The following is a 6,429-nucleotide window of genomic DNA, read 5'->3' as shown; positions in this document are numbered from 1 at the left end:
ATTGAAGTTAATAAACTTGCAGAAAGTTCAAATTCCTAGCAACAATTGAAGGCACTCAAAATGTAAAGGCCTCCCGAAGGAGGCCTAAGATCAATCCAAGTTAAACCAAACTCAGATTAGAAGCTGTGGCGCAGGCCAAGGTAAACCTGATAACCGTTCATAGCAACATCTTCTGTATTCTTCCAAGCTTTGGCGCCGTCAGCGTAACCGGCATAAGCCTTGACAGCTGTTCTCTTAGAAAGGGGATAGATATAAGCAGCGCCAATATTCCATGCGCGGACTTTCTGTTCTTCAGCACCGATAGCGTCATCGTCGCCGAAGAGATAACGGCCGCCAGCGAGGAGATCACCACCACCTACAGCAACCTTAGCAGAAAGGCCGAACATGTGAGTCTTTTTGCCTTCGTCCTGATGTGCCCACTGGTAAGCAAACATCGGTGTTACAGTACCAAGGTTGTATTCGAAGCCGTAGTTAATGACATACTGAGTCTTTTTCTTAGCATCGCCAGTTGCATCTTTATGATCAACTGCTTCGAGGATTAAGCTAGATTTGATCGCGTTAGCGTTGTAGAGTGCACCGAGGCCATAGTAATGGTTGTTTTTAGACCATTTGTTTTCATCGGCAGACGTGCCATTGGAGTACATAGCACTAAGTTTGAGGCCACCGAAGCTCGGAGTCTGGTATGCAACAGCATTATCCACGCGGGAGAAGGATGTGCCAATAGCACTTGTCCAGGAAGAAAGACCGAAGCCTGTTCCGAGAGCCCAACCTGTCAGAATAGTATTGGACTGAGCGCCGGAAGAAAGTGTACCGGTACGGCCTGCACCTAAGCGTCCGAAGGGGCCAGTTACATAGAGGAATGCTTCACGGCTGAACTGTTTGCCGCCTGTAGCTTCGCCGCCGTTGTCAACATTAAATCCCTGTTCAAGGATGAAGCCGACAGCATAGCCGTTGCCGAGTTCTTCAACGCCTTTGATACCCCAGCGAGAGCCCTGGTCAAAACCGGACTTCAGCTGAACTGTTGTGTCCTGATGTTTGGCTTTCTGAACCAGCACACCTTCTTCAATAACACCATAGAGTGTTACGTTGGAAGCGGCAATAGCCAGGGAAGAGAAAGCGCCGAGGACGCCCATTGCTAAAAGTGTCTTTTTCATTTGAGAAATACTCCAATTGAAGTTAAAAACTTGCAGAAAGTTCAAATTCCTAGCAACAATTAGAAGCAAGCTCCAACGGGATTCTTCTTCAAAGCTCATCTATCTCAAAATGTACAAACTATTGTTTTCTTTCCTGTCAGTCGGATACAAACTGAAATTCTTTAGGAAGCCACGAGACACTTTGTCCCAATGTATCTTCAACTTTTCTCTGAATAATCTGTTGAATTGTTCTACAGACTTTCGCTTGCAGATCCTCACTGCAGTTCCTGCGGGCAACTAAAAAAACTTTTCGCTTCTCTAACTCCGCAGGAGCCCTCCTTACCTGAATTTTGGAAGAACTTCTAAACAAAGAAATACCTTGCGGCTGAGTAATGCTCCAGCCTATACCTTGGCTGACAAACTCATAAATCATGAAGTTGCTGTCAAGCTCAAACTTATTTGTCGGAGCTCTTCTTTCAAAACCCTTAATAGCATTAAAACATCGGCTGTTTGCAGTGTATTTCCCATGATAAATAAAAGGCAGACCACAGAGCTGGAGCTCTTCCCAGCTCAAAGGATCGTGAGACGGAAGAGGATAACTCTTTGGGAAAAGTACGACCCAGGGTTCTAAAAATAAAAGATTCCATTGCAGAGTGGGAGATAAAACTTCCGGCACGGATACAACAGCCATGTCCAGTTCTCGCTCCATTAGACTCATCAAAAGTTTGTCAGACGTCTCAACACTCAGCCTCAACTGAACCAACACTGCCTTTCAAAGCCTGCGTGAGTTCCGCACCGCAGAACGAGGCTGCTGATTCAATTAAACCAATATCTAATACCGGCTTTAAATAATTTCTTGTACGAAACAGTTCTATCATCCTTCGATTCTGCTCGGCATCAAGAGTGAGTTTCTTGTAAAGCGCCTCACCTTCCTGCGTTGTTCTCAGAGGTCTAGTCTCCCTCTCAAAAAGATTAAACTGGAGGGAATTCTCTAAACGCTTTATTGTCTGAGAAATGGATGACTGACTTGTCTGCAGCACTTCCGTTGCGGCAGAGAAGGATTTAAGACGGGCGCATACAATAAAAATCTCACAGCTGCGAGTATAGAAACCACTGAAGTCTCTTAAGCCTGCTGTCACTTCCAGTCTCCTTCCTATCTCTGCTATTCAGGGATCATTATTTGAGAATAATATCACTTGTTAGTGAAGCTTCAACTCTCTCGCTGTTTTATAACTTCTCGATTAAATTGGACTCTGCTGTCGGCTGTTCGCCTCACTACAAATCAAGAGTAATCAGTCTACAGCCTCCTCCTCTTCTAATACTCTTTTGAAATGCCAACCAAGGAGTACAGATTATGTTTGCAGTTGAGCTCTTAGTTGTCCTCGTCGCCTTAGCTATTGGCACAAGATTAGGCGGTATCTTTTTAGGTATCGCCGGCGGTATGAAGCTTGCTGTTCTTGCTATTTTCTGCGGCCTCGCCCCTTCCTCCCCTCCAATGGATGTGATGCTGATCATCACATCCGTTATTGTCGCTGCGGCTGCGTTGCATGTAGCGAGCGGAATAGATTTTCTAGTAGATGTTGCCGAACGTATCCTTCGTGCAAATCCAAAATACATCTCTTTCTTAGCCTCGATGGTTTGCTATCTTTTCACAATCATGGCGAGAACTGGAAATATCGCTTTTGCCTTGTTGCCTGTTATCGCTAATGTTTCCAGAGAAACAGGTGTATGTCCTGAAAGACCGATGCCTATCTCCGTCGTAGCGAGCCAACAGGCAATTACAGCAAGCCCCGTTTCTGCAGCAATGGCAGCTTGATTGTCCTACTGACTCCGCATGGAATCGGCATGGAGCAAATCATGCTTATATGTATTCCGGTCACAATCGTTGCCGGAGTCACCTTTGATTCAACAGGTACAACAAAAATTGGTCGATTCATAATCAACCATTCTTATCTCCTTCCCGGTATGGTTACGACAATCACCAGTGTCGCCGCTGCATTCTTAATCGCGCCGCTCGTTCTGCAATAAAAAGGATTGGATTAAACATGAATCCCATAAACAACTTAACCGACCTCACCGTAACTGAATTCTGCGAAGTTACAGCCTCCGAAGCTCCAACCCCGGGCGGAGGAAGTATTTCCGCCCTTTCAGGAGCGTTGGCTGCATCTTTAGCTGAAATGGTCGCAAACCTTAGTCTTCCTAAAGACGGTTCGCCATCTCCGGAATTTTTGGCCATTAAAGAGAAAGCGAACTCTCTGCAGGCACGTCTTCTCACTCTCGTCGAAAAGGATGCAGCGAGCTTTGACAGTGTTATGGCTGCATTTAAACTGCCAAAAGCAACGGAGGAAGAAAAGCTGCGGAGAAAAGAGAAGATTCAGGAGGCTCTTAAACTCGCCTCTAAAGTTCCGCTGGAGGTGGCACTTGTCTCTACCGAAATCTTTGAACTCATTCCCACGCTGCTCGAGGGCAACCAAAACGCAATCACCGACGCAATGATCGCAGCAATGAATGCGAGAAACGCAGTTCTAGGAGCTCTCCTAAATGCCCGTATTAACTTAGGCTCTATCAAGGATGATGCCTATGTAAAAGCAGCCCTTCGAAACATAGAGGAAAGCGAGAAAATGGCTCGTGAATCTGAGGAAGCCTTACTGGCGATCGGATATAAGAAACTTTCTAAGGAGTAAAAAATGTCAAAAATTATCGAATGTATTCCAAATGTTAGTGAAGGAAAGAATCAGGCAGTCATTGACAAGATCTCTGAAGCTGCTGCCTCCGTTCCCAACGCGCGCCTTATTAACGTCAATGTGGACCCTGCTTATAACCGCTGCGTTCACACGATCATCGGGGAACCTCAGGCAGTCTTAGAAGCAACATTCAGAGCATGCAAGGCCGCTGTAGAAAACATCGACATGAATCACCATAAGGGTGAGCATCCGCGCATCGGTGCGATTGACGCAAGCCCGATCATCCCGATCGAAGATGTAACAATGGAAGAATGTGTCGAATACGCAAATCAGTTGGCCGAAAGAGTCTCCTCTGAACTGAAAGTCCCGGTCTACCTCTATGAAAAAGCGGCTAAAAAACCGGAACGCGTTAAACTCCAGAACGTCCGTCACCCGGAATATGAAGGCCTCTGCGAACTCATCTCTCAGCCGGAATGGGCTCCCGACTACGACGAAGCCAAAATGCACCCAACTGCAGGCGCTATGCCTCTTGGCGTAAGAGGCCCGATGGTTACCTTCAACATCACGCTCAACACTCCGGATGTAAAGATTGCAAAACACATTGCCCAGTCCTTCCGTGAGGCAAAAGGAGGTTATGAGGATGCTCGAGCAATTGGCGTTTACATCGCTGAACGCAATGTCTGCCAAGTCAGCTGCATGATTAATTACAAGATTGTTCCACTTTACAGAATTATCGAAATGGTCAGAAGCGAAGCAAGACGCTACGGCCTCAGCATTATCGGCACTGAAGTCTGCGGAATGGTCCCTTTCGACGCTCTGATGGACTGTTGCGAATTCTATATGCAGCTCGAAGGTTTTGATCGCAAGAAACAGATCCTTTAAGAGGCAGATCATGGCTGTCAGACTAAACTCAAAAACAGACTGTATCGTCCACTCATGGGCAGGCGGAAGCACAGAGGAAGTCCTGCTTCTGCCGGAAGGCTCCACATGGGAAAACAAGGATTTTAAAATCCGTGTTTCTTCCGCTGTCTACTTCGGAGGCTCTTCACTCTTTTCTGATTTCACGGGCTTTACCCGTCATATCAGCCCGAGAAAAGGTTTGCTTCAAATGGAGCATGTCTTGCAGTCGGGAGAGAAAAAGTCCGTGCATCTCGAGCCCTACGAGATAGATATCTTCCAAGGTGCCTGGAAAACAACATCTGAGGGGGCCTATGAGGATTTCAATCTTCTTACGGATAACTCCTTCTCCGGTGCAGTTCAGGCTGTCAAAGGATCAGCTGAATTCTCTTTCGATCCCCAAAAACAGTATCTAGCAGGATTCTTCTGCACCGCTGATACCGTATTTCACTGCTCCGGTGCTTCGCTAGAAGGATCTCTTTCACTTCACGAAGAAGACTTCCTCTACTTCCTTAGCGAAGACACAGACACAGCAGAGTCTGCTTCCATCTCCCCGAGAAAGCCGGATGCTCCGTGCGGATATTAGATAACGGTCCGTCATAGAAATTAATCAGAAGCCGCAATTGCTTAGCCGAAGCCTCTTTCCATGAGGCCTTCGGCTTTTTAATAAATCTTTATCTCGCGGCAAAGCCAAGGGGCTAAGGGACTAAGTCGGGTTTCGCTCTTTTGGACAACCAGACTCGACAGTGACTTTTTAATCGTTTCCCGTATTGTTCGATCTGATAGATGCGGACAAACCAACTGAACCTTACGGCTCGGCATAGCGACAGGAGCTTTTAAAATTTTCACCGTCGTTAGCGGTCCGCTTTCAAAAAGGCTCCACGGCTGAAAAAACTCCATCCCAATCCGGCGGAAATCATTTGGAAAATCGCTCGATTGTTATCCGCTTCCAACATGTAGGGAAAATTAAGAGAAAAGCGGTCTGTAAACCTCTGTATGGCAATCCCGTCCGCTGTAATCTTGGGATGATGGATAAACGGGATTCCCGCTCGGAGCAGAGTAGCCCAACTGTCAATCACTTCAATAGGGGAATCGATCGGAAGCATCAGTACCAGCGGAGACGAGAAAATCGGCTCCGGATCAAAATATTCTCCGGAGTAAAGTTCTGAGGAAATAATCGCCGCATCGAGCTCTCTGTTGGAAATCTGCGCCATCAGCGTTTCCGATGTAGCGACCTTAAGTCTCAGCTGACCGCATAAAGGTTTGAGTGACTTTACAAGGGAGGCCGCAGCAAAAGCCGCGATTGATTCTATTAATCCGATGCGCAGAATCGGACGAATAAAGTTGTCACTGCGAATACGCTGCAGCAGTTCAGAGAACTCCATTCGGTATCGCTGGAGCAATTCCATCACCGCGCTTCCCTCCGGTGTGAGGCGAAGCGGTCTTGTCGAACGCTCAAACAGATCGAAACCCAGTTTATCCTCAATAAATTTAACGGAAAGGGACACCGAAGGCTATGTGACAGAGAGCGTCTCTGCAGCTAAAGAAAAAGATCCGACTTTCGCAGCACACATAAAAACGGTAACGTGCCATAACAGAGTTGCAAAGATCCCAATTCGACTGATGCTTCTGCATAAGTCAAAATCAATACTAAATATAATACTTTGATTATAAATATATTCTTTTTCTTATGTTAGGAGCAGTCTGATCATTGT

The 6,429-nt window shown here is 46.4% G+C and carries 9 protein-coding genes; 5 read left to right on the top strand and 4 right to left on the bottom strand.

What is annotated here, in order from left to right; all coding sequences use genetic code 11:
* Nucleotides 1-116: 116 nt before the first annotated feature.
* From NFR90_RS08625 to NFR90_RS08615, 3 genes are all read right to left on the bottom strand, one after another.
* Nucleotides 117-1,154 (bottom strand): porin, encoded by a 1,038-nt coding sequence (locus NFR90_RS08625; protein WP_251452294.1) that lies wholly within the window; start codon nt 1,152-1,154, stop codon nt 117-119.
* 136 nt (nt 1,155-1,290) lie between these two features.
* A complete protein-coding gene (locus NFR90_RS08620; protein WP_251452286.1) occupies nt 1,291-1,842 on the bottom strand; it encodes a substrate-binding domain-containing protein in 552 nt (183 codons plus the stop codon).
* Nucleotides 1,843-1,870: 28 nt separating this feature from the next.
* A complete protein-coding gene (locus NFR90_RS08615; RefSeq protein ID WP_251452285.1) occupies nt 1,871-2,272 on the bottom strand; it encodes a LysR family transcriptional regulator in 402 nt (133 codons plus the stop codon).
* 215 nt (nt 2,273-2,487) lie between these two features.
* Here NFR90_RS08615 and NFR90_RS08610 point away from each other — a divergent pair, with 215 nt between their 5' ends.
* From NFR90_RS08610 to NFR90_RS08590, 5 genes are read left to right on the top strand one after another with little or no spacing between them, the layout of a single operon-like run.
* Nucleotides 2,488-2,949: an anaerobic C4-dicarboxylate transporter family protein gene (locus NFR90_RS08610; protein WP_251452283.1), complete on the top strand. Its 462-nt coding sequence runs from the start codon at nt 2,488-2,490 to the stop codon at nt 2,947-2,949.
* 41 nt (nt 2,950-2,990) lie between these two features.
* Entirely contained in the window at nt 2,991-3,161 is a 171-nt protein-coding gene (locus NFR90_RS08605; RefSeq protein ID WP_251452281.1) for an anaerobic C4-dicarboxylate transporter family protein, read from the top strand.
* A 17-nt stretch (nt 3,162-3,178) separates the two neighbouring features.
* Complete coding sequence (locus NFR90_RS08600) at nt 3,179-3,817, top strand: cyclodeaminase/cyclohydrolase family protein (protein WP_251452279.1); 639 nt, start codon at nt 3,179-3,181, stop codon at nt 3,815-3,817.
* A gap of 3 nt (nt 3,818-3,820) precedes the next feature.
* Complete coding sequence (ftcD, locus tag NFR90_RS08595; protein ID WP_251452278.1) at nt 3,821-4,699, top strand: glutamate formimidoyltransferase; 879 nt, start codon at nt 3,821-3,823, stop codon at nt 4,697-4,699.
* A 10-nt stretch (nt 4,700-4,709) separates the two neighbouring features.
* Nucleotides 4,710-5,300: a HutD family protein gene (locus NFR90_RS08590; RefSeq protein ID WP_251452277.1), complete on the top strand. Its 591-nt coding sequence runs from the start codon at nt 4,710-4,712 to the stop codon at nt 5,298-5,300.
* A gap of 268 nt (nt 5,301-5,568) precedes the next feature.
* Here the strand turns inward: NFR90_RS08590 and NFR90_RS08585 are convergent, their stop codons facing one another.
* Complete coding sequence (locus tag NFR90_RS08585; RefSeq protein WP_251452276.1) at nt 5,569-6,222, bottom strand: LysR substrate-binding domain-containing protein; 654 nt, start codon at nt 6,220-6,222, stop codon at nt 5,569-5,571.
* Between the last annotated feature and the right edge of the window lie 207 nt (nt 6,223-6,429).

It is taken from the genome of Parasutterella muris, assembly GCF_943193095.1.
Taxonomy (GTDB): domain Bacteria; phylum Pseudomonadota; class Gammaproteobacteria; order Burkholderiales; family Burkholderiaceae_F; genus Parasutterella; species Parasutterella muris.
Note: the sequence above shows the minus strand (reverse complement) of the source record. Positions and strands in the feature narration are given on the sequence as shown.

What these genes read in the sequence shown, in the direction of transcription:
- NFR90_RS08605 (WP_251452281.1), top strand. Translation starts at nt 2,991, where the DNA reads ATGCTTATATGTATTCCGGTCACAATCGTTGCCGGAGTCACCTTTGAT.
- NFR90_RS08610 (WP_251452283.1), top strand. Translation starts at nt 2,488, where the DNA reads ATGTTTGCAGTTGAGCTCTTAGTTGTCCTCGTCGCCTTAGCTATTGGC.
- ftcD (WP_251452278.1), top strand. Translation starts at nt 3,821, where the DNA reads ATGTCAAAAATTATCGAATGTATTCCAAATGTTAGTGAAGGAAAGAAT.
- NFR90_RS08620 (WP_251452286.1), bottom strand. Translation starts at nt 1,842, where the DNA reads ATGGAGCGAGAACTGGACATGGCTGTTGTATCCGTGCCGGAAGTTTTA.
- NFR90_RS08590 (WP_251452277.1), top strand. Translation starts at nt 4,710, where the DNA reads ATGGCTGTCAGACTAAACTCAAAAACAGACTGTATCGTCCACTCATGG.
- NFR90_RS08600 (WP_251452279.1), top strand. Translation starts at nt 3,179, where the DNA reads ATGAATCCCATAAACAACTTAACCGACCTCACCGTAACTGAATTCTGC.
- NFR90_RS08625 (WP_251452294.1), bottom strand. Translation starts at nt 1,154, where the DNA reads ATGAAAAAGACACTTTTAGCAATGGGCGTCCTCGGCGCTTTCTCTTCC.